Source organism: Parabacteroides sp. 20_3, from assembly GCF_964238835.1.
GTDB classification, from domain to species: Bacteria; Bacteroidota; Bacteroidia; order Bacteroidales; family Tannerellaceae; genus Parabacteroides; species Parabacteroides distasonis.
In genome coordinates this window covers 28,669-55,574 of the sequence record NZ_CAXSNO010000015.1, presented here as the reverse complement: position 1 = coordinate 55,574, position 26,906 = coordinate 28,669, and the positions used below count along the sequence as shown (strand labels likewise).

The following is a 26,906-nucleotide window of genomic DNA, read 5'->3' as shown; positions in this document are numbered from 1 at the left end:
ATGCCGGTAGCTTATCCCCCACGACTCCGGAGCATCAGGGGGTAGGGACGGTTTGGCGGCAGGTTGCCGTTAAACCGTACGATTTTCGTTTAACGAAAACACAACTTGCTGTCCGCAGGGGCGGACCATGTTTCTCCAATAATTATTGTGTATCAGACCATTGTGTGGCTATTTTCCTGTGGTTTGTGGGGCTTTTCCATCAGATATTTGCCGGCTGTTCTCCCCATTAAAGGATAGATATATCTCCATGACCATGTGACTTACGCCCATAATTCGGGGATAAGGAGGCGAATATACGGAAAATCTGCCCTTTACATGCCCTATTGTCCATTAATGGATTGCTACTTCTACACTTCTGCAAATGGAGAATGGGCATGTAGCCGTGTACGACTTATGTTTTTTCTTCATTGTCTCCATTAACGGATTGCTACTTCTACACTTCTGCAAATGGAGAATGACATGTAGCCGTATACGCCTTATTGTTTTTTCATCGTCTCCATTAACGGATTGCTACTTCTACACTTCTGCAAATGGAGAATAACAGGTAGCCGTATACGCCTTATTGTTTTTCTTCATCGTCTCCATTAACGGATTGCTACTTCTACACTTCTGCAAATGGAGAATAACAGGTAACCGTATACGCCTTATTGTTTTTTCATCGTCTCCATTAATGGATTGATACTTCTACACATCTGTAAATGGAGAATAACAGGTAGCCGTATACGCCTTATTGTTTTTCTTCATCGTCTCCATTAATGGATTGCTACTTCTACACATCCGCAAATGGAGAATGACAGGTAGTCGTGTGTGACTTATGTTTTTTCTTTATAATCTCCATTAATGGATTGATATTTATACACTTCTGCAAATGGAGATTTTGAGATATCTATATCCGGAAGGATGCGTGCTCCCTTCGCTCCCGGCTATCCCTATTTTGATATCCGGCTATATCGCAATTCTGTGATAGCATTATCCGGATAGCGTATCATACGGCTATATACAAATATGGCTACACTATAATTCATGGTTGTGATGGAGATGGCTTTTCCCATCCGGTAACAGACCATGATGCCACGAGGAAAAAAGCGACAGCCGCAGAGAAAAAACGGATGGCAGGAACCATTATGGAATCTGGTAAATAGAAAATCCGGTACATGCGAATTCAGGCGATCATCCCGGATGGTAACCTGTCAAAGAGGCTTTTGAGACATTTGAAATACCGATAATAAAAAAAACGAGATCAGGTATTTTGGCGGATGGCGGCAGGATTGCCGCCTCCGGCCCTTCCGAGTTTGTACGCGTCCTGCGTGAGGGCAGCTGGTTTGACAGCGGGTGCACCGACGGGGAGTACATGGTGAATTTCTCCGGGCGGTACAGGGAACTGCACGGGGTGACGGTGAGGACCGACACGCCGGAGCATTTCATGGACGACCTGAAAAAGTACGGTTACATCAAGGGCTGAACAGTCCGTTCCTTTATTATTACACTCCCTGCCGGTTTGGGGTCGCTTCACTTCCGGTGGGGATTTTTCTTTTTTCATCGCCGTGACGCACCCGTCCTTCAGGTTTTCCAAAGGGGGTCGTGAAAACCGACCGGCTACGGAGTATTTTTCCCGCGCCATATGACAAAAACCGACTATCCATGACTATTCCTGCCAGTGTACCGGTCGCGCTTGCCTCTCATGGTTTCTTCCCTTATATTCGCACTGACATTTAAACAAGTTGAAATTATGGAAATATGCTACATCGAGGCCGGTGTCCTTGAGAGGATGCTGGCACGCGCCGAGAACCTGTCCGCACATGTGGACAGATTGTATGAGAGAAACCGCCGTAAGGAACCCGGAGAGTGACTGGACGGCCAGGATGTCTGCCTGCGCCTTGACATCTCGCCGCGTACCCTGCAGACCCTCCGCGATACCGGACGGCTGGCGTTCACCCGCCTCCAGCGCAAGTTCTATTACAAGCCCGAAGACGTGGAGAGGCTGATGGCCTACGTCGGCATCAGACGCAAGGAGAAGGCAATGAGAGAAGGAAGGAAGAACGGAAACCTTTAAAGAGCGGAAGAGATGGAAGGCATTATCGACAAGGAGAACGAACGTGTCCGCAGGTTCTTTGCCCTGCTGGACAACATGGAGAAAAAAGTGGAGCGTCTTGCCCGTGACAACCGTCCTCCCTTCAACGGGGAACGGTTCCTGACTGACAGGGAGCTTTCCGGAACGTTGAGGATCAGCCGCAGGTGCCTGCAGGATTACAGGGACCAAGGGCGGATTCCCTATATCCAGCTTGGCGGGAAGATCCTGTACAGGCAGTCGGACATCGAGAAGCTGTTGGAGGAGAACTATCACGCAGCATTGGTATAATATCGTATTCAAGTTTAAGGATTGCCGCCGGAATCGTAAATACAATTCCGGCGGCAATTTTTTTATTTAGCCTGCGGCTTCCTTGCCGGCCGCAGGTTTTCTTCTTTCCATCAGCCGGTCCATGTCCGAGGATATCTTCCGGTCGGTGACCTGGGCGTAGACCTGCGTGCTGTCGATATTCGTATGGCCCATTATCCTGGCGATGCTCTCTATCGGAATGCCCGCGGTCAGTGTCAGGGTCCCGAACGAATGCCGGGCCATGTGGTAGGACAGGTTCTCTTTCATGCCTAATGCCACGCCCATTCCATGTACCTCGTACCAGAGGACATCGCGGACCGGCAGCGGGAATACCGGCCTGTCGTCATCCGTGGTGTTGTAAAGATCCAGTATCTGTCCGGCTATGGGATGCAGCGGGATGAACGCCTCCACGTCCGTTTTGGCGCGGCGGATGCGGATATACCTTCTTCCTTCCGAGGTCGTTCCGATGTGACGGGGATGGAGAGCCCTCGTATCCGCGTAGGCCAGACCGGTCAGCGAGGAGAAGATGAACGTCCTGCGCACCAGCTCCATCATCGGGTCGGGCAGCGGGGTTTCCATCATCCGCTTCAGTTCACTGCGGCTGATATGCCTTAGTTTAGGTGCTTCTTTCCTCTCGTATGCCACGTCCTCTATCGGGTTGGCACGCAATACTTCCCGGTCCACGGCGATGTAGATGAGCCGGTTGAGCCAGCACAGGCAGTGGTTCACGTGTCCGTTCCTGTGTCCCAGCTCTTTCTTGAGAAAGACCTTGAACGATTCGGCGAACTCTTCGGTGATGTCCGAAAAGGCGATGTCCTTCATCCCGCGGGATTCGATGAACTGCCTGAGGTTAAGCTGCGTGGTCTTCGACTGGCGGTAGGTGGAGGTGGAATTGATCTCCTTGGAGCGGACCCTGAGCCGTTCGCGTTCCACCTCTCCGGCCTGCAGGAGGTATTCCGGCACGGAATTGGCACCGGATACGGTGGTCTTGAGCAGCTCGGCCGTGACCACTCCCTGGTTCCTCAGCAGGTTCCCGTACGCCTCTTCCAGCCGGCCTCGGAAGGCGGTAAGGCGGTTGTTCTCCCTGGCTGTTTTGATTTCACACTTCTTGCTGTCCCAGTCTCCGGGTTTGCAATAGATGCCTGTCGTGACAGCCGATTTCTTTCCGTCGATGCTGATCCGGCAGAGGACGGCGGTCGTGCCGTCCGATTTTACCTTGTTACGGTTGATGTAGAATAAAAGCTTAAATGTACTGCGCATGATAATGATTGTTTAATTGTTTAAGGATTAAAGAATAAGTTTCAAATCGCGGGTTGCCTCGACGAACCTGTCCATGTCCTCGAACAGTCGCTTCGGAGTTACACGGGCATATATCTGGGTGGTCTTTATGTTGGAGTGTCCCAGCATTTTGCTGATGGTCTCGATCGGCACTCCCTCCTCGAGCGTGACCAATGAGGCGAAAGAATGCCTTCCCATGTGGTAGACAAGGTCCTGGCTCAGCCCCGCCATCAGGCGCAGGGATTTCATGTTGGCCCTGAGCGTATGGTAGTCCTGCGGCGGGAAGAGGGTGATGCGGGTATCGTCACGATACTTCCCGATCAACGCGAGTGCTTCCGGCAGCAACTTGACGCGTCCGAGGTAGTCGGTCTTCTTCCGCCGGTATTTCAGCCAGAGGCTGCCCTCGTCATCCTGGAAGAGGTTCTCCCGGGTGATGCTTACCGCATCGGCATAGGCGGTGCCGGTGTAACAGGCGAAGAGGAAGAGGTCCCGGGTGATGACATGTGACCTGCGTTTTTCTGGTATCTCCAGATCGCGTAGCTTCTCGAAATTCTCCCGGCTGAGTGCTTTCGGTGTTGTCTCCTTCTGCTTGGGCAGCTTGAAGTGGCAGAAATGGTATTTCTCCGAGTGCCCCTCCTTGTAGGCGATGCGGCAGATCTTTTTCAGGATGGACAGGTAATGGCGCACCGTCTCCATTGCCAGTTTCTTCTTTTCCAGGCAGAAATCCTGATAGTCACGGATGAACTGCTCGTTGAGCTGTCCGAAGGCGAGGTCCGAGACCTTGAATTCCGTTTTGATGAATTCGGCAAGGGTGCGCCGGGTGTACACGTAGGTCGACATTGTCGTCGGTGCACGGTCCACGCCGACACGGGCCTTCATCTCCTCATTGTGCCGGTCGAGAAGTTTGAGCAGGGTCATCTGCATGCCCGCGTTACCCTGGAACATGTCCCTGACCGCGGCGGCATCGAAATCCTTTTTCCTTTCCATGAGGGAATTGAAGGCCGAGTGTACGGCAAGCAGCAGCCTCTCTATTTTTTCATTGGTCTCCACCGCTTCCCGGCTCTTGCCATTCAATCGGCTCTCACGCGCGTTCCATAGCCCGGGGGTACAGGAGAGCTTGCAGCTGAACTGCGCCATCGTGCGGTTGAGGGTGATCCGTCCCATGATCGGGGCCTTGCCGGTCTTGTCCGGCTCGCTCTTTTTCAGGTAGAGCAGCACCTTGAATTTTTCCACTTTCATAACGCTCTTTTTTAGGTTGTAAAAATACTCCTTTGAAAAGCGTCCTTTGGCATGCAAAACATTGATAAACAGTGAATACAAATCTGCTTTGTTCCTATCGGTAAAAATTCGGTTACCTGCCGTTGTTTTCGAAACAGGCGGCTAACAGTCTGGTAACTGAAACGTCGCAATATTTTGTTTTCTTTTGCAGGTCTGTCTGTTCTGCAAATCTTGCAAAATGCTTAATTATAAACGTTTTACGTTTAATTATCGTCATTCTGTTTTTTATTGCATTTCTAAATATTACTTACGTAAGCCGCCATACTTTCGCCACTCTTTCACTAGCTCTTGGCATTGACTTGTATACGGTATGTAAATTACTAGGACACAAGAACATCATCTCCACACAAGTATATGCGAAAATCATCGATGCTAGTAAAAGACAGGCAATAGACCGGTTTAATGGGGTGTTAGACGCATGAGACGGATATTACTTCAGATTCGGATGGCACGGATCAAGAAAGATACTTCTCCCCAAGATCCGTGTCATCCGCTATAGTTTCAGTCCGCAACCGGCTTATCAGATCAGAGACTTTGTATTATTTCCAACGGAGTCTCGCACTCCTCATAACTCAAATCGAACCGCTCGAATGAAATATAGACCTGTTTGAGCTTGATCCGTCCAAAAGTCTCACCCGTAAGCTCGTTCGCTAGCACCACGTCCGTACGCCACAACGGAAACTCTGGCAAGCTGAAGTTCAACAGATAGATTCCATACACAGGAAGCAGCTCGTACTTCCAGTCACGACCTGTCTCGCCCTGACGGGAGATCATACGGCAAATCCATCGCCACTTGCTTATCTCCAAACACAGCCTTGAAGCCGCCATCCAACATGATGTTCACGTAATGTTCCATAGTTTTATGGTTTTTAGTTGATTAATAATTCACGTATAATCTTATAAAGGTAAAGACTCTTCTGTTGAAAAACAAGCTTATTCCGATAAATTCTCATCATGCCATCCGCTCCCATACATTATTATAATAATACTACTGAGTTGTTACTTACCTGCATATAACAAAAGCATAATTATGCTAAAAACAATCTCTTATAGCCATTCCCAAATAGAACTTAGAAATTTATTATTCGGAACAATGATCGCTTGCGCATTCGCGGCGTGTTCAAACGAGGATGATCCTATCGTAGGACCGGATCAACCGCAAACAGGGGAAAATAACGCAACACTGACTATTTCTGTGAAAAATGTGGCTAGAAGTTTGACTAAAGCTGCAGCGGAGGGGACACAGACTGAAAATGAAGCTAAAATTACAAACTTAACAGTTGCTCTTTATGATGCTGAAACTGGAGCGCTTGTCGCTTCAACCTCTGATATTGCCAATGAGGATGCTGCTGCGGATAATGATGAGGTTCAATTTGCCGGACTGACAGAAGGTGCGCAATTACGTGCTATCGCATTTGCTAATATGCCTGAAATCTCACTGGCTGGTACAACAATTGACAACTTTGTATCTCCTGTATATACGATGCCAGCTGCCGGATTCGCAGAAAACTATTTACCAATGAGTAGTGGTTTGTCTGATCCATTCACTTTACAAGCAGGTAAAAACTATTATGGATATACTAAAACAGTGGGAGAAGGTGAACATATTCTTGTAGCAGATCCCTTGTACTTGATAAGAAATGTAGCGCGCATTGATTTTACGGGACTTAGCTTAGACATGACTAGAGCTGCAAAAGATGTATACGTTGAAGGAATTGCGACGATTGTACCAGAATGTGTATTCATCATGCATGGGCGGACGAAGTCCAATGCAGCAGATATGGGTAATGGCAATAGCTGGTGGAATGTCGTTAGCAATACCGTATGGGGTAATGTGTCCACAACTTATGCTGCTAATGCTACAGATTATGCTTCAGGTTATAGAGGAGATTTCGTGAATGATGACGCTATGTTTACGAATATGAGAGGTTCTATTATTGAAGGATACAAGGCCAGTTTACCAGCCACCGCATTGGTACAGAATATCGCAACTGAAGATGGTGTGTCTGCGACTATCACAATCGCCCCTAAATTCTATGTGTTCGAAAATCCCCAAGTTAAGGCTGCTCGTGAAATGAATGGTGCTGATAATTTCAAATCCGAGGAGCTGGCAACTGAAATTGTAGTCAAAGGTACTTATAAGCTCGAAAATGCTAAAAAGAGCGGAAGTAATGCAGTATACAACTATGCGGAGAAAACAGCATATTGGCCTATTAAAATTGCTGCGACGAATGAAATGGCAGCAGCTACGGCTGAGTATTTAAAGGATGGAAAGATCCATCGTAATATAATTTACAGTATTGACGCAACTTTAGCCGGTAGAGGATATGATGATCCTACTGTTCCTCCAACAGACTTTGTTGAATTGTTTGTTAAGACAAAGGTTCTTGATTGGGGTAGCGCAAATCAATCTTCAGTTGTCGAATAATATCTATTCTTTGAATAACAACCAAAAGGCATTCCTTTTATCGGGAGTGCCTTTTTTGCATATATAATTCTGGTTATGAATTGATCCGGAGACTACAAAATTTACTATCCTTTCCTTATGATGGCGATCCCATATGTCTTGAACCTAAGAGCCGGAATATTATTTCATGAGAACATCTACAATATCTACAATTCAACCTCATACTTATTGTAAATAAATATGTTATATAGTGGTTGCAGATGAAATAACATCTACAATTTTCATTCTGCATCTACCATGATTTAATGGGAAACGCAAAAAAAATCACTTCTCAAGCTTGCGGACTCGTATATTTAGTATTTGACGATTTCATAAGAGACAGACAAAGGGATTAAAGCCAATAAGAGTTTCAATAGGTGAAGTTAGTGGTTTCATACTGAAGAAACTTTTATTTCATACTGAAGAAACAAAAGTTTCTCTATAGTAAAACTTTTGTTTTTCTATGCGAAAAACTATTATTTACTGAAATACAGAATGTTATACATTATTTATCGTTAGTAGTAATTGTTCGTGCTAATCTTTCCGGTAACCTAATGATGGTAGATCGAAGTTTGTAGTGGTAGATGTTCGCCATCTACCACCATAAGATAAATGATTTACAATCAAAATATTACATAAATAATGGTAGATGTGGTAGATGATTTGGATTATTAACACATAGAATGGCATCTGGGGCGTGTCCGGAGAGAACAACTTCTTAAACATAAATCTTTTAACTTTCTAACTTTGCCAACGGGCATTGACATATTATATTTATAACAAAAAAGGCATTCCCTGTTGATAGAGAATGCCTTTTGGTTATTATTAGAGAATTGATATTATTCGATAACAGGAGCTTGAGTGGCTGTACCCCAATTCATAACCATTGTCTTTACAAACAAGTCGGCTGTAGGATCCCCCTTAGGAAGAGTAGGATCTGCATAACCATTACCTGCGATAGTAGCAGAAATGTTATAAACCACGTTTCTATGTACCTGACCATAATATGTGTCTTCACTATCTAATCCATCGATACCAATCTTTATCGGCCAATAGCGCAATACAGGAGTACTCTCTTCGCCGAATGTCCAAGATGTGTTATCGTTCATTATAGCTTTTATATAAACTTCACCACTGATTACCAATTCGGATGCCAAAGTTGTTTTATCCAAGACGAAAGCCGGGCCTTCTTCTTCCGGATCTTCTTGTTCTCTGGCCGCTTTTGTCTGATCATTAGGCAACACATAAAAATATAAAGAGTTAGCAAGAGCAATTTCTTTATCTCCGGAAATAGTAGCACCAGTCCAATCCTGAGTATATGTTTTTGTTGTTGTACTCAATGCCTTTATATAATTAGTCGCATCGACAGTTCCAGCAAAACGACCGAATGAGCTACTAGCGTTAGTTCCGGAATAATAATCATCTCCATTAGCTGTTTCATAAGTAGCGGCAATATTACCCCAAACCCTATTTGGCAGATTGAACCACAGATTATTATTTATGCTTTGGTCTGCCACATTCGCTTTTTTACGACCATGTAATACAAAAACATCTTTAGGTACAAACTTAATTGTTCCTGATTTGTATTTTTGAATATTATTAACCTTGACTTGAGTCATATCCAAAGAAAGAGCACTCAATTCCGCACGAGCCACATTTCTAATTAATCCTAAAGGTTTTCCAGATTCAATACTGTTTCCTCCTGTAGCGTTTGAGTAACCATAATAATTTTCACCTTCAGCAAGAGTGAATACTGGACTAATTCCACTACTCATAGGCAATCCATTCGCTTCTGCTCCGGTTAAGACATAGTAAGCAGATGTCAAATCAAAAGAGTTAGCAGTTGCAGTAAGAGCCTCTTTGGGGACATTAGCGAAAGCCAACGCACGATAAGAAGCACCTGCCTTTAATCCCTTAAACTGAATCTCATTGTTTGAACTAGTTTGCTCTTCATCCTTATTAGCAGTAATATCACTAACTTGCAAGAATGTCCCATCCTCATTATAAAGTGCCACAAATAAATTGTGAATCGCAGTTTCGCCCTCTTTAGCATTAGAATCATCAGCAGCTTTTGTCTGTGTATTCTTTGCCAAATTCTTTACCACAATCGTAAGATCCGCAGTGCCTGTTTCTGGAGTAGGTGTCGGATCCACGTTAGGGATAGGATCATCCTCGTTTGAACACGCCGCGAACGCGCAAGCGATCATTGTCCCGAATAATAAATTTCTAAGTTTCATATACATATAATTTTATGAGTTAATAAATCTTTTATATAAACCTTTCTTTTTCAATCACTTTTTACGTTTTCAGCCATATAATAAGAACTCATTGTTCAAATCTTCCCTATGACCAATCAGCTGTTCGTTAATGACATCGCAAAGGTATTTGGACTATAAAAAAAAGTAAATAGGTGTTACTTTCATAAATAAGAGGTAAAACTATAAATTTTCATTCGGGATATTTCCGGGCTGATTAGCACCGTTGTAAGGCTATCAAAAAGAGGTTGAAAAATATCGTATCAAAAAACAACTAAAAAATTTTGCCATTCCCCGGCGATTTTCGGGAAATGGCAAAACGATTAATTCTTACCCGGCAGATACTGTGAAGGAGTGACGCCGTATTGTTCCGTAAAACGCTTACGGAAAGTGGCGGTATCGTTGAAGCCGACCATTTCCGAAACCTCTTGGATAGAGTATCGCTGCATACTGATCAGTTCGGCGGCTTTCTTCAAACGTACCATACGGGTAAGCTCCAATATACTACTATCCGAGTAGAGTTTTATCTTTCTATATAATGTAGGGAGACTCATGTTTAAAGAATCCGCCAAAATCTTCGCCTCAAAACTAGGGTCATCCAAATGTTTCTCGATCGTCGAGATAACCGCATCCATAAAAAGATTGGAAGGGGAATCATCTTTCTTTACCGTTTTCTCTACCTCGGGATGCGCACCTACAGGACTCGACGTATAGAAACGTCTCATCTCATCCCTACGTTTCAACAAACTGTTTACCTTACTTCGTAGCACCTCTACATCGAATGGCTTGGTTATATAATCATCGGCGCCACATTCAATGCCAGCTATAACATCCTCACTCTCTACCTTTGCGGTTAGCAAGACAACCGGCACTTGCGCTAATTCTGGGATGCCTTTGATTTCACGACAGGTAGCAAGCCCATCTTTAACGGGCATCATCACGTCACATAAAATAAAATCCGGCCGTTCAACTCGCGCGATCTCTACACCCTCCTGGCCATTATGAGCTTCCGAAACATGATACTCACTGGCAAAAACATGACGCAGGAACCAACGGATCTGATCACTGTCATCAATCACCAACATTTTCTTCCCGGTCTCTTTCTTTTTCGGAACAACTTGGATCAACTCGGCGATCTCCTCCTTCTGCATCTCATTCAGCTTTACCAGATCACCATCCGGCTCGATGAATTCCACGGCACGTTCCATATAATGGCTTCTCCCCAAAGGAATCAATATCGTATATTGGGTTCCCGTCTCGTCCTCCGATGAAATTCCTTCGAAAATAGCGCCGGAGGATTCTGTCATATCCACGATCTGTTTCAAACCCAAACGGGTACTTTCGCTTTCTCCTAACCCATCATCTTGGATAGAGAAAGAACAATAAGCCTTGCCATTTGAGCGCACCACGGAAATATTGATCGAGATCTTTCCAAAGCGGTAGGTATTTTTTAACGCATTAGATAAAAGTACACGCAAGGCAAACTCCATCTTCCGACGATCTATCCAGACCCAAAGAACAGAGGTTTGGGTATTAATATGAAATTCCACATTATTCATGGCTATCCAGTCCACGAATAAATCACAAATCTGCTTTGTTATACTGATCATGTCATAACGAGCTATCCGAAGATGGTTTGCCACGTCATCTCCATGACGGGTATTTCGCAATTGCTCGATAAGGTCTTGAAGAGCCAAGGTATTACGGTAAGCAGACAATAATTGAGTCGCTTCACTAGAGTCAATATCATTTTTACGTTGCAACAACTCACTCAACGAACCAAGCACAAGCGATAGTGGAGTACGCATTTCATGAATCGTTTCTACAAAAAACGAATTATGGAGCTTTTCCATTTCCTCAAGGCGCTTTTTCAAATCCTCCCGTTCTACCTCATTATCCCTATTCCAATTATCAGTCTCACGGATTTTATTGACCAACATTTGTTGGATCTCCCGATTTTTTACGCTTAACGCATCGACAGACCGAAGAAGCTCATCGTTTCTCGCCATAAGCTCACCATCTTTGGCAATATACTCTTTCTTCAACCTATACATATAATAACTCAAAAAAGCTATTACACATATGGACACTATCAGTAAAATGATAAAAGGTAGAATTCCTTGAGAGCCCTCCATTGTATCATTGGCCGCAGCAATATAATGAGCTTCAACGAACAAGCCCCAAAATGCCATCATAAATTTCGCTTTAAAACCTTTTGATCTCATATCATTGATTATTAAGATGTTATTTATATAAAACGCCAGTAAAAAACGTTCGTTTAAATCTTGCGTTTTTATCTTCAACTTTTTTGCAGCCTTACAAAGGTCAAAAATTTTATTTAAATTTCAGTTATTCAGTTGGATAAAAATAATAAAAAAAATAACATGATTATCAATGAGACTTCATAATTTATACACATAAAAACGCAAGATTTAAACGAACGTTTTTTACTGGCGTTTTAATAGACGTTAACAACAACTGCATTCCTATCACACAACAGAGGCAAGGCTATCAGTAAGGACCAGCGATGATATATTTACCACTCAAATTGATAGGAACAAACTAATTAACATTATTTAAGCATCATCCAAAACATGCATCAATAAAGGGACATAGAGGTATAATGATAGTTTTACCCACTTTTTTGATAAAAATACCCATCATAAAAGATACAACCTATGATTTTTATACATACATTCGCGATGTAGTGATAAGGAAAGACCGTTGAGGGGCGGTCAAAAAAAACCAAGTCACTTAGATTAAGAGTAAAGCATATAAAAAGTAGGGTCATGAAAAAGGGTAATTTTTTCGCAAATTGCGTATTTGCGGTTTCTGTTATTTTCACAGTTTTGTCATTCTCCGCTTGCACGGATGATTCAAATGACGTAGTAGCAACAACGAGTGAGGTTATTGAACAAGCCGAAGTGCCATTCTCCGTGGTATTAAAAGCAATGAATTCAGATGGTAACGACATTACGACCAAGGGAGAGGTGAATGGAGCTACATTATTTGTCTTCGATCAAAACAACGATTTCTTCGAGCAGATTAATGTAAACAAATCTACAATTTTATCTCGCCGGGCTATAGACATTAACTGCCCGAACAGTAATGACATAACCGTGATCGCATGGAGTGGAATCAATTCTGGAAACGAAGAGATTTCAAACATGAGCAAAGCCAATATTATATCCGATTTGCAAGTCAGTCTAAAAGAGAATAACGGCATAGCTAATATTCCGAGCGATTTGTTCTATGGACAAGTTACGCTTCATAAGAACTCTTCAACAAAATCCACTGTATCAAACGAATTACAAATCATTCGCAAAACTTCAATTTTCCAGCTTTCAACGAAAGGACTGATCAAGTATCTAGGGAGTAATGCCGGAAATTTTGAATATCGAATTAAAAATACAAAAAGCTCATTGGACTACAATGGCAACCCAACAGGAGAAGAGGTTGAATTCGCTTTCCCCGCTTCTTTTGACGAAAAAGGTAATTTGACAACAGAAGCCCAAGCCATTTTTCCGGCTCAAAATATAACGATAGAGCTTTACAAGGACGGTGATCTTATTTTTTCTAGCGAAAAAGACAAAAACGGAGAATTATTCGCTGCAAACCCCGGAAAACGCACCGAGATCACTTTCAAGTACTCTGGAGAAGTTTCGGCTAATATTGTAATTGCCGACTGGGCAACCGTTATCCAACATATAACACTGAATTAAGATACCCTCAATTTTTATATGCTTTGGCGCACGTCACGAGATTAGAGAATTTCGGGCGTGCGCTGTTTTTCTCTCAAAAACCGCATTCTCCGTGATAGGAATACCCATGATATTGACACGAACACCGTCTTAACTTTATTTAAATATTAACGGAAATCCGCTTCATTACAAGGCTCACTCCATCTGTTGATAGTTTTACACACTAAACTGATACAAATACCGATCAAATAAAGATACAACCTATGAATATTATGAATATATTCGCAACAGACATTAGGGTAAGCATATAAAATCACAGCAGGGTCACTACATAAACAAGGGTAACTAGATTTAAATTTTATATGCTAAACGCACGCTTCAGATGATTTCCGAGGCGTGCGTTATTTATATGATAGAAATACATTCACCTATTGAGACAAATACCATCACTCAAAACATTTAGACATACATATCTTTGTATTTATAAATCAAGCAAAGCAATTTGCGAAATTTTACCCTATGACCCTGCTTACATATATAATTACCCTTAAATTATGATGTAGGCAAACCTAATTAACATAACCGCGAGGTTACATAATTATTTTGCCTGAACAATCAAGATCGTTTACGAGAAAGATTGTTCAGGTTTTTTTATCCTCCCAAAAGACCATCTGATAGCAAAAGAAAAAAGGAGATCGAAAAATCGACCTCCTTTTCTAGGTAGCGAGACCCGGGATTGAACCGGGGACCTCATGATTATGAATCATGCGCTCTAACCAGCTGAGCTATCTCGCCATCATTTTATTGTCACTGTCTCTCTTATTGACGGTGCAAAAGTAGGGGTTATTTTTGAATTACACAACATTTTCAATAAAAAAATTCGCTTAATTTTTAAGGCCTCCACCTAATCAGTTAGTTATTAGTTACTTTTTTCATCATTAAAATTAGTCGTTTTCAAATCTTTTATGTATCTTGCGGCAAATATAAGGATAAGAACAATGAAGAAAGAGAAGTTTCATATCGAATACATTTTCGATAAAGTTTCACGACGAAGCTTGTGGAATCACCTAACCACCGCTTTGGGACTTTCCGCTTGGTTCGCCGACGAGGTCATTATAAATGATAATCTCTATACCTTTAAATGGAGTAAAGAGGCCCAAGAGGCAACAGTGATCGACTCCAAGCCGGAGAACTTTATCCGTTACCGCTGGGTAGACGAGGAAGATGAGAGCGCTTATTTCGAATTTATAATCCATACAATCGAATTAACAGGTTCTACGGCACTTGAGATTACGGATTTCTCCGAACCCGGGGAGAAAAAAGATTCCATTAATTTATGGGACTCGCAAGTGGAAGATTTGAAGCGAACGCTTGGTATTTAGAGTAGTTTTACAGAAATCTGTGGGGTGTTATCGTTTTTTACACTACTTTTGCCACTTCAACCAGATTAGGCAATGTTGAGAATAAAACGATTATATACATTTATGCTGCAGACATTCCTGCCGTTGTTTCTTATGACATTCGGTATTTGTCTGTTTATTGTGTTGATGCAATTTCTTTGGCGATACATCGACGATATGGTGGGAAAAGGCCTCGGCATCCCTGTACTAGCGGAGATGTTTATGTATGCGGCCTTGTTTCTTGTCCCGATGGCACTTCCCTTGGCTATTCTATTAGCCTCATTAATGACTTTTGGAAATTTAGGGGAACGTCTGGAATTACTGGCCATGAAGTCTGCCGGGGTATCATTGATACATATCATGCGTCCTTTGATCGTAACGCTACTATTTGTGAGCGTGGGCGCCTTTTTCTTCCAAAACAACGTAATGCCCGTTGTCCAAGTCAAGCTATATACATTATTATATTCCATGCGCCAGAAATCACCGGAATTGGATATTCCGGAAGGTTCATTCTACAAAGATATTCCCGGATTCAATGTATATGTGAAGAAAAAGGACCCGAAGGACGGTTTATTAAAAGACGTGATGATCTATGATTATTCGGAAGGATTCAATAACGCCCGTGTAATCGTAGCGGACTCCGGACGGTTAAAGACATCCGCCGATAAATTATTCCTTGTCCTATCTTTATTTAACGGAGAATCTTTCGAGAACGTAGGTAAAAGCCAAGCCAACACGACGCAAGCGAGAACCGCCGTCCCCTATCGACGAGAATCATTCAGCAGCAAAGATATCTTGATTGAATTCGACGCGAATTTCAACCGTACCGACGAATCTTTCATGCAGAACCAATATATGGGAAAAAACTTGAAGGATTTACAAACCTCTATCGATTCGATGGGCGTACGCTTGGATAGCATCAAGGACGTGAACGCAAAAAGCATTTACGATGCCTCATACGTAAAAACACTAAAGTCCTTACGAGCTAAAAAAGAGAGTGAAGCCGAGGGGCAACCAGACGAGCAGCAGGAAAAATTGCCGGTAATCACTCCTACCATCCAGTTGGATTTCGACAGTCTTTACCAAGCGCAGGCACCGAGTAGTAAAGCGGCTTTATTAGGCCGAGCCAAATCCTCGATCGAGAATATCAAGACCGACTATTATTTCCGCGCGGCCACGGTTGGCGACGAGGCCTATAAGGTACGCCGCCACTTGACGGAATGGCATAAGAAATTCACGGTATCGTTCGCTTGCATCATGTTCTTCTTTATCGGAGCGCCCTTAGGAGCCATCATCCGTAAAGGTGGGTTGGGCGTACCGGTCGTTATCTCGGTAATCTTGTTTATCTTCTATTATATTATAGATAATATGGGCTTCAAGATGGCACGCGACGGCGTTTGGGACGCATGGGAAGGTATGTGGCTTAGCTCCGTGGTCCTAACACCTATGGGTATATTCCTAACCTATAAAGCGGTAAAAGATTCTGTTATCTTGAATGCCGACACTTACGTGAATGCCTTGAAGAACTTAATAGGTAAGCGTGAAGGGAGAAAAGTGGAGCGGAAAGAGGTTATCATATACACCCCCGATTATGAGGCAACCCTTCCTCAACTGGAGAAATTAGTGGAAGAAAGCACGACTTATCTGGCAAACCATAAACGTTGGATCAATTATCTGACATTTTGGAAACAAGGCGGAAAAGATAACACAGCGGAACTGTTAGCTCAGGACACGGAAAATATCGTGGAGGAATTAAGTAATTCCGACCAGAATTTACTCCTGAATAAATTGATGGACTACCCGGTCATCGGAGGTTACAATAATAAGCTAAGCAAGCATATAAACGGGAAACTTGCCTTGGCTATCGGTATTTTCTTCCCACTGGGATTGCCGATCTACCTATTGGCTACGTACCAACGTAAATTGCTACGGCATGATATCGTCATGGTACAAAAGACCAGTAAGGAACTGATCAATATGATATATTCATTACATTTGCTAAAAAATAACTCGGATATAAATAATCAATAAATATGAGCGAGATTCAATTAAACACCATCGAAGAAGCTATCGAGGATTTCCGTGAAGGAAAGTTCTTAATCGTTGTAGACGACGAGGACCGGGAGAATGAAGGAGACTTTATCATCGCGGCCGAGAAAGTAACCCCGGAAAAAATCAACTTCATGTTGAAAAACGGACGAGGTGTATTATGCGCCCCGATCACGGAAGAACGTTGCCAAGAGTTGGAGCTGGATATGCAAGTTGCCAATAACACCTCTTTACTAGGTACCCCTTTTACGATAACAGTAGATAAATTAGGAGGGAAATGTACGACCGGCGTTTCCATGTACGACCGTGCGGAAACGATCTTGGCGCTGGCTGATCCAAAGACCAAGCCATCCGATCTGGGACGTCCCGGACATATCAATCCGCTCCGTGCCCGCTCTCGTGGCGTACTTCGCCGTGCGGGTCATACAGAGGCTGCCGTGGATTTGGCCCGGTTAGCCGGTTTATATCCCGCCGGAGCCTTGATCGAGATCATCAACGAGGATGGAACCATGGCACGTCTGCCGCAATTAATTGAGGTAGCCAAGAAATTCGATATCAAGATTATTTGCATCAAGGACCTGATCGCTTATCGCCTCCGGACCGAATCGATCGTAGAGAACGGCGTAGAGGTAGATCTCCCTACCGAGTACGGACATTTCCGTCTCATTCCTTTCCGCCAGAAAAGCAATGGATTAGAGCATATAGCTTTGATAAAGGGTAAATTCGAGAAAGACGAGCCTATCTTAGTACGCGTGCACTCATCTTGCGCTACAGGTGATATCTTCGGTTCCATGCGTTGCGAGTGCGGAGAGCAACTGCACGAGGCTATGCGCCGCATCGACCAAGAAGGCAAAGGCGTTATCGTTTACCTGAACCAAGAAGGACGAGGCATCGGATTGATGGAGAAGATGAAAGCATACAAGCTCCAAGAGGATGGTTTGGATACGGTGGACGCGAACTTGCATTTAGGCCATCAAGCGGATGAGCGAGATTATGGTGTCGGAGCACAGATCTTACGTCATATCGGCGTAACGAAAATGCGCCTGATGAGCAATAATCCGGTAAAACGCGTAGGTCTGGAAGCTTACGGACTTGAGGTAGTAGAGAACGTTCCTATCGAGGTGAAACCAAATCCATACAACGAATTCTACATGAAAACGAAGAAAGAACGTATGGGGCATGTGCTGCATAACATTAAATAGTTATCAGAACGTTGCAAGAATTCCGATTATTGATTACTTTTGTCGCATAATAATAAAACAACCTATACAAAAAGCAATGTCATGACACAAGTCTCAGATCGTTTAGCGAGTTTATCGCCTTCAGCAACATTGGCGATGTCACAAAAGAGCGGTGAGTTGAAAGCTCAAGGTATCGATGTTATCAACTTAAGTGTGGGAGAACCCGATTTCAATACTCCCGACTTCATTAAAGAAGCCGCGAAGAAGGCGATTGACGATAATTTCTCACGTTATTCTCCCGTAGCGGGTTATCCGGCATTACGTAATGCTATCGTTGCCAAATTGAAGAACGAGAATGGACTGGAATATACAGCAGGCCAGATCTCTTGCGCAAACGGTGCCAAACAATCCGTTTGTAACACGGTCATGGTATTGGTAAATCCGGGGGACGAGGTTATCATCCCTGCCCCTTTCTGGGTAAGCTATCCGGAGATGGTGAAGTTAGCGGAAGGAACCCCCGTTATCGTTCCGGCTGGTATCGAGCAAGATTTCAAGATCACTCCAGCTCAGCTGGAAGCCGCTATTACGCCTAAGACAAAAGCGTTAATCCTTTGCTCTCCCTCCAACCCGACGGGTTCTGTTTACAGCGCCGAGGAATTGGCTGGTTTAGCGGAAGTATTGAAAAAACATCCGGATATCATCGTTATAGCGGATGAGATCTACGAACATATTAACTATATTGGTAAACACAACAGCATCGCTTCTATCGAAGGAATGAAAGACCGTACGGTTATCGTAAACGGCGTTTCCAAAGCGTATGCGATGACTGGCTGGCGTATCGGTTTCATCGCCGGACCGGAATGGATCGTGAAAGCGGTTAATAAATTACAAGGACAATATACCTCTGGCCCTTGCTCTGTATCTCAAAAAGCGGCGGAAGCAGCTTATACAGGCTCACAAGAACCCGTTGAGGAAATGCGTAAGGCCTTCGAACGTCGTCGTGACTTAATCGTTAATTTAGCGAAAGAAGTTCCGGGCTTCGAGGTGAATAAGCCGGAAGGCGCCTTTTACTTATTCCCCAAATGTAGTTATTATTACGGCAAGACAGATGGAACCCGTATAATCAACAACGCTGATGACTTAGCTATGTATCTCTTAGAAGTAGCGCACGTAGCTTGCGTAGGTGGTACCTCGTTCGGGGCACCTGAGTGTATCCGCATGAGTTACGCTACCAGCGATGAGAATATCGTGGAGGCTATCAAACGTATTAAGGATGCGTTGGCCGCATTGAAATAAGAAAAAATTAAACAGATATACTTACTTGGCAAAATAAGATATACTGCATTGGACAAGTAAGTATATCTTCTATGGGCAAGTAAGCTATACTTCATAAAAAAGGCGATACATTGGGTTGTACCGCCTTTTTCTTTATATCAAATACGTTACCGCAATTATTCAGCACGCAAAGTGAAACGTTTGAACGCCAAGATTTGTAACTCAGGATCGATCTCCTTCATTGTCTCTCTTACAGTCTTCTTGCCATCCATAATGTCTTCTTGGTTCAACAAGCAAACCTCTTTCAAGAACTTGCCTAGACGACCCTTAGCGATATTCTCGATCATCTGTTGAGGTAAGTTAGCCGCCTTCTCAGCGGAAACAGTAGCGATGATTTCTTTAGCCTTAGCTACATCCTCTGCCGTGATCCAGCCCTTATCCATGTTACTTTCCATGTGAGCCTCGCTATCTACATGCGAAGGATTAATACCAGCCTTCTTCAATGCAGCCTCTACAGCCTTCTGTACCTGCTCAGCCTTCGTCTTCTCGATAGCAACCTGGATCTCTTTCTCTTTTACAGACTCAGGAACACCAGCCTCATCGATAGCAATCGGATTCATAGCGGCGATCTGCATAACAATATTATGAGCGGCTTCCTCAGACTCCTTGTTGAAAGCGGCGATCGTACAAAGTTGGTTCTTACCCATATGGTTGTATACAGTAGTGTAAGCACCTTCAACTACGCAGTAGCCATCCAACTCCATTTTCTCGCCAGTGATACCGCTACGATCCGTAACAGCTTCTTGGATAGTACCCTTGCCCATAGGCAAAGCTTTCACCTCGTCCAAAGTACGGCATTTGTTAGCCACGGCAGCGTCCAAGATAGCCTGAGTCAAAGCCACGAAGTCCTCATTCTTAGCCACGAAGTCCGTTTCGCACTTCAAAGCGATGATAGCGGCGAACTCGCCATCCTTCTTAGCCAACACACAACCCTCGGCAGCCTCACGATCAGAACGTTTAGCGGCGATAGCCTGTCCTTTTTTACGGATAATTTCCATTGCTTTCTCGATGTCACCATCAGACTCAGTCAAAGCCTTCTTACAGTCCATCATACCAGCTCCACTCATTTTGCGCAGCTTGGTAATATCAGCCATTGTTACAGCCATAATCTTATTTCCTTTATCTTTAAAATGTTTATACTTTCAAAAATTGACAATGGACAGTTGCCAATTGACAAATCCTGTCAAAAGCCAACTGCCCATTGTATTTGTATTCTAATTGTCAATTGTCAACGTCAATTGTCAATCGAATTATTCTTCGTCTTTCGCGAACTTACCGGCAACGTTAGCGTTCAACGCATCGTCGTCTTCTTTCTTCGTACGTTCTTTCTTAACAGCAGCTTTCGCCTTACGCTCTCTTTTCGGAGCTTCCTCAGCAGCCTCTGCGTCAATTTTCTCAGCCTTACGCTCTTGCAAGCCTTCGTTCATAGCCTCGCAGATAGCGCCCAAGATAACCTCTACAGACTTTGTAGCGTCATCGTTAGCCGGGATAACGTAGTCGATATTGTTCGGATTAGAGTTCGTATCAACCATACCGAATACAGGGATACCCAAACGGTTAGCCTCGCGAACAGCGATATGCTCTTTCATCACGTCTACAACGAACAACGCTGACGGAAGACGAGTAAGGTCTACGATAGAACCTAAAGTCTTCTCCAACTTAGCGCGTTGGCGAGTGATTTGAAGTTTTTCTCTCTTAGAAAGATTATCAAATGTACCATCTTTTGTCATCTTATCGATAGTAGCCATCTTCTTGATAGCTTTACGGATCGTCGGGAAGTTGGTCAACATACCACCCGGCCAGCGCTCGATAACGTAAGGCATACCTACGGAAGCAGCCTTATCAGCGACAACTTGTTTAGCTTGTTTTTTGGTAGCCACAAAAAGAACTTTCTTGCCTTGTTTAGCCAAGTTCTTCATAACTTCAGCGGCTTCGTCTACTTTAGCAACTGTTTTATAAAGGTCAATGATATGAATACCATTGCGCTCCATGAAGATATAAGGAGCCATAGCGGGATTCCACTTTCTTTTTAAGTGTCCGAAGTGTACACCAGCCTCTAATAATTGATCAAAATTTACTCTTGACATTGTTTTTTTCTTAAATCGTTTACTTTCTTTGTTTAATTTCAACCATCAGGTAGTCTTTCCGCATGTCCACATGTAAAAAGAATCCCGATAATTTAGATACTAAACGCTTCGCTTTACTTGTAAGGGACTCACAAATAACATTAACGTTTACTGAACTGGAATCTCTTACGAGCTTTCGGACGACCCGGTTTCTTACGCTCAACAGCACGAGGATCGCGAGTTACGAATCCTTCCGCTCTCAAGACAGCCTTATCTTCCGGATTAATCTTTATCAACGCACGAGAGATAGCCAAACGGGCAGCCTCAGACTGACCTTTGAAACCACCACCGTCAAGGTTGATCTTAATATCATATTGCTCTGCGACGTTCAACTTTGCTAACGGCTGCTTTACGATAAACTGAAGGATTGAAGAAGGAAAGTATTTTTCCAGCTCACGTTTGTTGATCGTGATCTTTCCCGTACCTTCGCTAACGAATACGCGAGCGACTGCCGCTTTACGTCTTCCTATTGCATTTACTACTTCCATCGTGATTATTTATATGAGTTTATATCGATTAACTTAGGTTGTTGAGCCTCGTGCTTGTGCTCAGTTCCCTCATAAACGTACATGTTGTTCAACAACTTTGCACCCAGACGGTTCTTAGGCAACATACCTTTTACTACTTTACGGAACAGACGGTCGCCACCTTTCTTCAAAAGATCAGCCGGAGTATACTCGATCTGTCCACCGGGATATCCGGTATATCTCAAATAAATACGATCGTTCCACTTGTTACCAGTCAGAACGACTTTGTCTGCATTGATGATGATTACATTATCACCACAGTCAACGTGCGGAGTGAAATTGGGTTTGTACTTACCGCGCAAAAGCTTCGCTACTTTAGCGCAAAGGCGACCTAACGTCTGGCCTTCAGCATCAACAATGACCCACTCTTTGTTTACAGTTGCCTTGTTTGCAGAAATGGTCTTAAAACTTAAAGTATCCACTGCTTAAAAATTAAATTAATTAATAACTCAAAAAACTAGCCTTACCAACATTGTCACAACGGACACATGATGCAACAACGTGCTAAGAACTAAACTCTTAGTACAATTTGATAATAATCGGCTTGCAAAGGTACGGGTTTTATCCGAAATACCAAACAAATCTAATTATTTTTCAAGTTATTATGAAGATACTCATCACTTACGGAAGTAATACCCCAAAGAGAATGTCACGTTATTTTGATAAACGGAAGTCTCGCCGTCACGCTTCAAGGCACGGCGGTCTATCATGCCGCATAGGGAACTTACGGAAAAGAAAAAGTTACTATATTCTACCGATAGGCCGACATTCATGCCAAAGTCGCAAGGTTTCAAGTCCTTCTCATCGGACACGCCGAAATGGAGATCCGGATTGGTCTCCCGGCTCTTCATCTTGCCAAACAAGGACCAATCAAAGGTAGGACCGGCGAATACGGACAGATGAACGTCCGTGAAGGTAAACGTATAAGCCACATTCACGGGTATCTGCAAAGAGTAATACCAACATTTATTATGAAGCGCCATCCCATGTATATCCTGATTCGAATAATAAGCGCCACCTTGGTTTACGAACGCCACCTCAGGACGAAGCGACCATTTTTTATTCTTACTCAAAGGAATATCCGCCAAACCCGCTATGCTGAAACCGAAGCGGGCTCCCGCCTCATACGTATCCTCCACTTTCTGGATCAACGAAGAATAAGCGCCTCCGGCACGTACGCCGAAAGAAACCTGAGCCATCGCCGGTAAAATCATCATCACGGCAATCAACAACAATCCGATCTTTCTCATAAACTTCCTCATTTGCTTTTCCTTCTAATAGTAAGCAAAGATATACATTTTTCAATAACATCTACATTTATCCTACTGAAACATACAGGAAAGCTATATAAAAAGTATAACTCATGAAAGGGGCACTCAAAAGTTAGCCCCGATCGCGGAAACGACCGAGGCTATTTTTTCACACCTTCCCTCCTCACGGAGGTAACGGCAGATGAACTTTAATTTATTACTTTAGTATTAATATTAATCCATTCCCGCCTGTTCGCCCTCACGGGGTACTTGAATCACTACAACTCCCGCAGGAATGATTTTCGATTTATGTTTTATCGTCATTATTCTTATTTAACGACTGCCTTAACAGCTTCCTCACCATCGACAGCTACCACGATGATGCCCGCAGGAGCGGCGATCGTAGCGTTATCGGATGTAAGAACCGTGCTAGCCACAACCTTACCAAGAACGTTCGTGATTACCACGTTCTTTCCGGCAGCGCCTTGGATCTCAACAGTACCGTTGCCAGCGATTACCTTAACGCCTTCTGCTGCGTCTGCGATAGACTCGTTAGCTGTAGGATCGCCTGTAGTGATAGTGAAGCGCATTGCTTTCTCCTTGCTACCGCTCCAAGACAACTGGTCGTTGAAGCTATACAGATAAGAACCCTTCTTGGCTACAGAACGGATACGATATTCGTTCTCATTGTCCTCGCACTGGATGATCTGAACCTTGAAGTAATCCAAGCCACCTAATACGCCCTCATCATCAGCCTCTTCAGCCACGGAAACCTTGTTACCCTTAACGACCGTAGTCAAAGTATCCTTAGTCTCCCAAAGAGTGGCCGGCTTGAAGATCGCCTTTGTCTCACCCTTGATCCACTCATACTTTCTGTCGTATGTACCATCTGCGACATAATAGTTTACAGAGTCTGCCGGGTTGAACAAGAACAATCTGTCACCATTCTCAACCGTACCCTTGTTAGAGATATAGAAAGAAGGAACAACAGCGTCCTCATCGGTTACTTGCAAGTAGAATGAGTATTGATTCTCGTTTACCACGATACCATCGCGATTCTCGTTCATGGAGATATAGTTACCCTTATCGCTTACCAAGGAGATATGACCTTCCTCTGCCGGGTAGCTGATCTCCGGTGCTTCTACGATCAAGTAGGTGTTCAATAACCAATCTTGTTGTGTAGAAGTTGACGGCCATGCGTAAACTGAAGACGGAGTAGTATATTGACATTCGTCGATAGAAGCCTTATAAGTAGCGTCTACAACAGACTTCGTATTCTCATTCAAAATTGAAGCGATAGAACTGTTTGTGTCACCCACCGGAATCAAGTAAACAGAACCATCGGCGGCTAGCTTGATCACGAACTTAGCTTGACCTTCATTAACTAACACTTCCTGTTCTGTTACATTAGTTACAGGACTAGTTCCTTGCGGGAAATATTTATCAGTCTCGATACCATCATTGATATACTGCAACTGATAAACATAAGCGTAGCCCTTATCTGCTCTAGCCTGTACCGTCACGCGGCCATCCTTATTGTAAACGAAACTGCGCTCGATGATCGTACATTTTTTATCATCTTTCACCAATTGCCATTGAGCGGCATCGGATACCTCGTTAGCGAACTTACCGTTCTTGTTCAATTCATATCCAGTCAATGGGCTTGCTTGTTTCTTAGCTGCCACATACCACTTATTGGAAGTCTCGTTGTTATCGCGAGCGAAAGCCATCGTCACCAAAGTCTCATCGTCTAGGTTCAAGAAACCTGCGTACGGATCAACCTCAGCCGGAGTCAACTCGACGATCAGTTGTTGCATTTCAGCGACTTCACCCTCTGTCTCATTGTATGTGTTCGCGTCTACATAGATAGCGGTAACCTTTTCGCTCTTTGTGGACAATTCGTAAACGTTCTCGCCCAGATCAGCCTTCGGGAACAAGCTTGCTGTGAAATACTCGCCGGTCTCACGGTTCGTGAATGTCACCTCATACTCATTGTCTACGCTGGAGATAGCCCATTGATAAGCCGGAGTCTCCAATTGAGAAAGAACCTTAGCCTTAGCTACCAACTCGAATTGAGAAGCTTTAACGGCGTTCGTCAAGTACTTGCCGTATACGCTCTTGATGTCTTTCTTGTCGATGTTATCGGTAGATGACCCAAATTCCTTACCGTCTAAGATACGGATCGTGTAAGCGGCGACCTTAGCCTCCGTGTTCAACAACTCGATACCTTTCTTCATACCGGCGGCAGCCAACTTGAAGATGAACTGGTCATCTGTAGCATGTGTAGTGGTCAGATAGTACTTGTCACTATGTTTCAACACATGTAACTTAACAGGCTTAGTAACGTGCTTAGCCTTGCTAGCTTGCTCACGATAACGGAAATCATCAACGTTCAACTCATACGGATAAGCGTCCACATAGCTCTTTTGCACACGGAAGTTAGCGTTATTGATAGAGATATCGTTACCTGCTGTCATCCAAGCATTATCCGAACCTTGATAGAAGTTCAAGTCGCTGACTTTCACCTCTGCCAAAGCGAAACCATCACCAGAGGCACGTCCCGCATTTGTAGCCTCAACGGTCTCCGTTGAGCTTACGACCAAGATCGTAGCGTTCATCCATTCTTTATAATCAGCATCATCTTTCGGAGCGTTCTCTGTGAAGAAATACATACCCGGCTCGATCCTCAAATCACTAGTATTACCCGAATAAGAAGGATACTGAGTAGCGTCAACTTCAATAGCGGTAGATACATAGCGAGCTACCACCTTCTTCGTATTGAACAAGTTGCCGATCGGCTCCTCGGTTTGATCCGTATCATAAGGCTTGGAAGCGAATGAGAATCCAGAAGTGTTATATAATGCGTTCAACTCGGTAACATCCTCAAGTTCCTCGGATTTAACCTCATAGAACACAGGAGCAGAGATCGTAGTAGTAGAGACCAATGGGCTGCCAGACCATGACAGACCGTTCCAAACAGTCGCACCCGCTTTATAGGCAACCATGTACTTATTAGAGACAGAATACTTCGCACCAGTGGGAGTAGAAGTGACAGAACCTGTATTCTCAAACACGAAATCCTTAAAGGTATCCTCGGCTTTCGCTGCCGGGTCTGTCTCTATCGCATTATATGCGCTGTTGTATCTCAACGCCTTTCCAGTCTCCGCATTGGTGAGGGTATAAGAGAAGAAACCTCTCGGAGCCTCTGTCACGCTGACCGTCCAAATGTACTTCTTTACGCCGTCTTTGCTATCGCTGTCATCGTAAAAAATCGGAGTGTTTATAGCCTCCCCTACCTCAACAATCTTACCGGTAGTAGTGCTTATTTCATGACCATAGGCTAGCGATGAAGAGGCATCTACCATCACATATCGAGCCCCGTTTTTCAGTTCATTCGCTGCTGTAGATCCGATTCCGGTCAAATCTTTAATGGAAACCGTCGGCGTCTGAGCGAAGGCACTACCGCACAGCGACCCCGCCACAAGCAGACCCGCCGTTAACAATGTAGAAATCTTTCTGTTCATAATTTAGAATTTAATATTAATAATAGTGTTAATTAAGCACTTAGCTATTTTCTGATAGCAGACTACCGTTAGAAAACGACTAGTCTAAACCATCGTTTAGATCTTGCGTTTTTAAAGAAGGAAAACGGGAGGTTCGTTTACGGAATCGGTTGTTTCGTAAAGGATAGGATATCCTATTG

General features: G+C 43.7%; 22 protein-coding genes and 1 tRNA gene. 11 read left to right on the top strand and 12 right to left on the bottom strand.

Annotated features, from left to right (window positions below):
• The 4 genes from ACESPU_RS21295 to ACESPU_RS21280 form a co-directional block, all read left to right on the top strand.
• Window positions 1-230: hypothetical protein (locus tag ACESPU_RS21295; protein ID WP_229036780.1), on the top strand; the 230-nt coding region annotated here is incomplete at its 5' end.
• 1,019 nt (window positions 231-1,249) lie between these two features.
• On the top strand, window positions 1,250-1,462 hold the full coding sequence (locus tag ACESPU_RS21290) for a hypothetical protein (protein WP_005825814.1): 213 nt from the start codon (window positions 1,250-1,252) through the stop codon (window positions 1,460-1,462).
• Window positions 1,463-1,849: 387 nt separating this feature from the next.
• Window positions 1,850-2,053, top strand: a complete 204-nt coding sequence (locus tag ACESPU_RS21285; protein WP_373133645.1) for a helix-turn-helix domain-containing protein — start codon at window positions 1,850-1,852, stop codon at window positions 2,051-2,053.
• A 12-nt stretch (window positions 2,054-2,065) separates the two neighbouring features.
• Window positions 2,066-2,359 (top strand): helix-turn-helix domain-containing protein, encoded by a 294-nt coding sequence (locus tag ACESPU_RS21280; RefSeq protein ID WP_005641696.1) that lies wholly within the window; start codon window positions 2,066-2,068, stop codon window positions 2,357-2,359.
• A gap of 66 nt (window positions 2,360-2,425) precedes the next feature.
• Here the strand turns inward: ACESPU_RS21280 and ACESPU_RS21275 are convergent, their stop codons facing one another.
• Together ACESPU_RS21275 and ACESPU_RS21270 are read right to left on the bottom strand one after the other, a co-directional pair.
• Window positions 2,426-3,637: a site-specific integrase gene (locus tag ACESPU_RS21275; RefSeq protein ID WP_373133644.1), complete on the bottom strand. Its 1,212-nt coding sequence runs from the start codon at window positions 3,635-3,637 to the stop codon at window positions 2,426-2,428.
• 27 nt (window positions 3,638-3,664) lie between these two features.
• Window positions 3,665-4,894: a site-specific integrase gene (locus ACESPU_RS21270; RefSeq protein WP_008670537.1), complete on the bottom strand. Its 1,230-nt coding sequence runs from the start codon at window positions 4,892-4,894 to the stop codon at window positions 3,665-3,667.
• Between the two features lie 116 nt (window positions 4,895-5,010).
• Here ACESPU_RS21270 and ACESPU_RS21265 point away from each other — a divergent pair, with 116 nt between their 5' ends.
• The gene (locus ACESPU_RS21265; protein ID WP_080598105.1) at window positions 5,011-5,355 is read left to right on the top strand and encodes a tyrosine-type recombinase/integrase; all 345 of its coding nucleotides are present in this window, start codon (window positions 5,011-5,013) and stop codon (window positions 5,353-5,355) included.
• 103 nt (window positions 5,356-5,458) lie between these two features.
• Here the strand turns inward: ACESPU_RS21265 and ACESPU_RS21260 are convergent, their stop codons facing one another.
• Window positions 5,459-5,707 (bottom strand): Rpn family recombination-promoting nuclease/putative transposase, encoded by a 249-nt coding sequence (locus ACESPU_RS21260; RefSeq protein ID WP_232282393.1) that lies wholly within the window; start codon window positions 5,705-5,707, stop codon window positions 5,459-5,461.
• A gap of 256 nt (window positions 5,708-5,963) precedes the next feature.
• Here ACESPU_RS21260 and ACESPU_RS21255 point away from each other — a divergent pair, with 256 nt between their 5' ends.
• Window positions 5,964-7,361: a fimbrial protein gene (locus tag ACESPU_RS21255; RefSeq protein ID WP_229036779.1), complete on the top strand. Its 1,398-nt coding sequence runs from the start codon at window positions 5,964-5,966 to the stop codon at window positions 7,359-7,361.
• Window positions 7,362-8,218: 857 nt separating this feature from the next.
• Here ACESPU_RS21255 and ACESPU_RS21250 read toward each other — a convergent pair.
• A complete protein-coding gene (locus tag ACESPU_RS21250) occupies window positions 8,219-9,616 on the bottom strand; it encodes a fimbrial protein (protein WP_227154233.1) in 1,398 nt (465 codons plus the stop codon).
• Between the two features lie 341 nt (window positions 9,617-9,957).
• On the bottom strand, window positions 9,958-11,859 hold the full coding sequence (locus ACESPU_RS21245; protein WP_158532438.1) for a response regulator: 1,902 nt from the start codon (window positions 11,857-11,859) through the stop codon (window positions 9,958-9,960).
• A gap of 564 nt (window positions 11,860-12,423) precedes the next feature.
• On the opposite strand from ACESPU_RS21245, the gene ACESPU_RS21240 reads away from it, so the two are divergent.
• Window positions 12,424-13,356 (top strand): FimB/Mfa2 family fimbrial subunit, encoded by a 933-nt coding sequence (locus tag ACESPU_RS21240; RefSeq protein WP_005867545.1) that lies wholly within the window; start codon window positions 12,424-12,426, stop codon window positions 13,354-13,356.
• A 700-nt stretch (window positions 13,357-14,056) separates the two neighbouring features.
• Here the strand turns inward: ACESPU_RS21240 and ACESPU_RS21235 are convergent.
• Window positions 14,057-14,130: transfer RNA gene (locus ACESPU_RS21235), tRNA-Met, on the bottom strand.
• A 203-nt stretch (window positions 14,131-14,333) separates the two neighbouring features.
• On the opposite strand from ACESPU_RS21235, the gene ACESPU_RS21230 reads away from it, so the two are divergent.
• The 4 genes from ACESPU_RS21230 (at window position 14,334) to ACESPU_RS21215 (ending at window position 19,261) form a co-directional block, all read left to right on the top strand.
• Window positions 14,334-14,717, top strand: coding sequence for an START-like domain-containing protein (locus tag ACESPU_RS21230; RefSeq protein ID WP_005867543.1), 384 nt, complete (start codon window positions 14,334-14,336; stop codon window positions 14,715-14,717).
• 102 nt (window positions 14,718-14,819) lie between these two features.
• Window positions 14,820-16,766, top strand: a complete 1,947-nt coding sequence (locus ACESPU_RS21225; RefSeq protein WP_048927139.1) for an LptF/LptG family permease — start codon at window positions 14,820-14,822, stop codon at window positions 16,764-16,766.
• A gap of 2 nt (window positions 16,767-16,768) precedes the next feature.
• Entirely contained in the window at window positions 16,769-17,986 is a 1,218-nt protein-coding gene (locus ACESPU_RS21220) for a bifunctional 3,4-dihydroxy-2-butanone-4-phosphate synthase/GTP cyclohydrolase II (RefSeq protein ID WP_005859476.1), read from the top strand.
• Window positions 17,987-18,067: 81 nt separating this feature from the next.
• Window positions 18,068-19,261: a pyridoxal phosphate-dependent aminotransferase gene (locus ACESPU_RS21215; protein WP_008772804.1), complete on the top strand. Its 1,194-nt coding sequence runs from the start codon at window positions 18,068-18,070 to the stop codon at window positions 19,259-19,261.
• 155 nt (window positions 19,262-19,416) lie between these two features.
• Here ACESPU_RS21215 and tsf read toward each other — a convergent pair whose 3' ends face one another.
• From tsf to ACESPU_RS21185, 6 genes are all read right to left on the bottom strand, one after another.
• Window positions 19,417-20,406, bottom strand: coding sequence for a translation elongation factor Ts (gene tsf / locus ACESPU_RS21210; RefSeq protein WP_005859480.1), 990 nt, complete (start codon window positions 20,404-20,406; stop codon window positions 19,417-19,419).
• A gap of 144 nt (window positions 20,407-20,550) precedes the next feature.
• A complete protein-coding gene (gene rpsB / locus ACESPU_RS21205) occupies window positions 20,551-21,387 on the bottom strand; it encodes a 30S ribosomal protein S2 (RefSeq protein ID WP_005859482.1) in 837 nt (278 codons plus the stop codon).
• Between the two features lie 140 nt (window positions 21,388-21,527).
• The gene (rpsI, locus tag ACESPU_RS21200; protein WP_005859484.1) at window positions 21,528-21,914 is read right to left on the bottom strand and encodes a 30S ribosomal protein S9; all 387 of its coding nucleotides are present in this window, start codon (window positions 21,912-21,914) and stop codon (window positions 21,528-21,530) included.
• 5 nt (window positions 21,915-21,919) lie between these two features.
• Entirely contained in the window at window positions 21,920-22,375 is a 456-nt protein-coding gene (gene rplM / locus ACESPU_RS21195) for a 50S ribosomal protein L13 (protein ID WP_005859486.1), read from the bottom strand.
• Between the two features lie 195 nt (window positions 22,376-22,570).
• Window positions 22,571-23,203 carry a porin family protein gene (locus tag ACESPU_RS21190; protein WP_008777864.1) on the bottom strand — a complete coding sequence of 211 codons (633 nt, stop codon included), beginning with the start codon at window positions 23,201-23,203 and terminating at the stop codon, window positions 22,571-22,573.
• A gap of 329 nt (window positions 23,204-23,532) precedes the next feature.
• On the bottom strand, window positions 23,533-26,727 hold the full coding sequence (locus tag ACESPU_RS21185; protein ID WP_373133642.1) for a DUF6383 domain-containing protein: 3,195 nt from the start codon (window positions 26,725-26,727) through the stop codon (window positions 23,533-23,535).
• Window positions 26,728-26,906: the final 179 nt, after the last annotated feature.

Bases quoted from the DNA above. Each gene is read 5' to 3' on its own strand.
- ACESPU_RS21280 (WP_005641696.1), top strand. From the start codon at position 2,066: ATGGAAGGCATTATCGACAAGGAGAACGAACGTGTCCGCAGGTTCTTT.
- ACESPU_RS21275 (WP_373133644.1), bottom strand. From the start codon at position 3,637: ATGCGCAGTACATTTAAGCTTTTATTCTACATCAACCGTAACAAGGTA.
- ACESPU_RS21270 (WP_008670537.1), bottom strand. From the start codon at position 4,894: ATGAAAGTGGAAAAATTCAAGGTGCTGCTCTACCTGAAAAAGAGCGAG.
- ACESPU_RS21260 (WP_232282393.1), bottom strand. From the start codon at position 5,707: ATGATCTCCCGTCAGGGCGAGACAGGTCGTGACTGGAAGTACGAGCTG.
- ACESPU_RS21255 (WP_229036779.1), top strand. From the start codon at position 5,964: ATGCTAAAAACAATCTCTTATAGCCATTCCCAAATAGAACTTAGAAAT.
- ACESPU_RS21250 (WP_227154233.1), bottom strand. From the start codon at position 9,616: ATGAAACTTAGAAATTTATTATTCGGGACAATGATCGCTTGCGCGTTC.
- ACESPU_RS21245 (WP_158532438.1), bottom strand. From the start codon at position 11,859: ATGAGATCAAAAGGTTTTAAAGCGAAATTTATGATGGCATTTTGGGGC.
- ACESPU_RS21240 (WP_005867545.1), top strand. From the start codon at position 12,424: ATGAAAAAGGGTAATTTTTTCGCAAATTGCGTATTTGCGGTTTCTGTT.
- ACESPU_RS21230 (WP_005867543.1), top strand. From the start codon at position 14,334: ATGAAGAAAGAGAAGTTTCATATCGAATACATTTTCGATAAAGTTTCA.
- ACESPU_RS21225 (WP_048927139.1), top strand. From the start codon at position 14,820: ATGCTGCAGACATTCCTGCCGTTGTTTCTTATGACATTCGGTATTTGT.
- ACESPU_RS21220 (WP_005859476.1), top strand. From the start codon at position 16,769: ATGAGCGAGATTCAATTAAACACCATCGAAGAAGCTATCGAGGATTTC.
- ACESPU_RS21215 (WP_008772804.1), top strand. From the start codon at position 18,068: ATGACACAAGTCTCAGATCGTTTAGCGAGTTTATCGCCTTCAGCAACA.
- tsf (WP_005859480.1), bottom strand. From the start codon at position 20,406: ATGGCTGTAACAATGGCTGATATTACCAAGCTGCGCAAAATGAGTGGA.
- rpsB (WP_005859482.1), bottom strand. From the start codon at position 21,387: ATGTCAAGAGTAAATTTTGATCAATTATTAGAGGCTGGTGTACACTTC.
- rpsI (WP_005859484.1), bottom strand. From the start codon at position 21,914: ATGGAAGTAGTAAATGCAATAGGAAGACGTAAAGCGGCAGTCGCTCGC.
- ACESPU_RS21190 (WP_008777864.1), bottom strand. From the start codon at position 23,203: ATGAGAAAGATCGGATTGTTGTTGATTGCCGTGATGATGATTTTACCG.
- ACESPU_RS21185 (WP_373133642.1), bottom strand. From the start codon at position 26,727: ATGAACAGAAAGATTTCTACATTGTTAACGGCGGGTCTGCTTGTGGCG.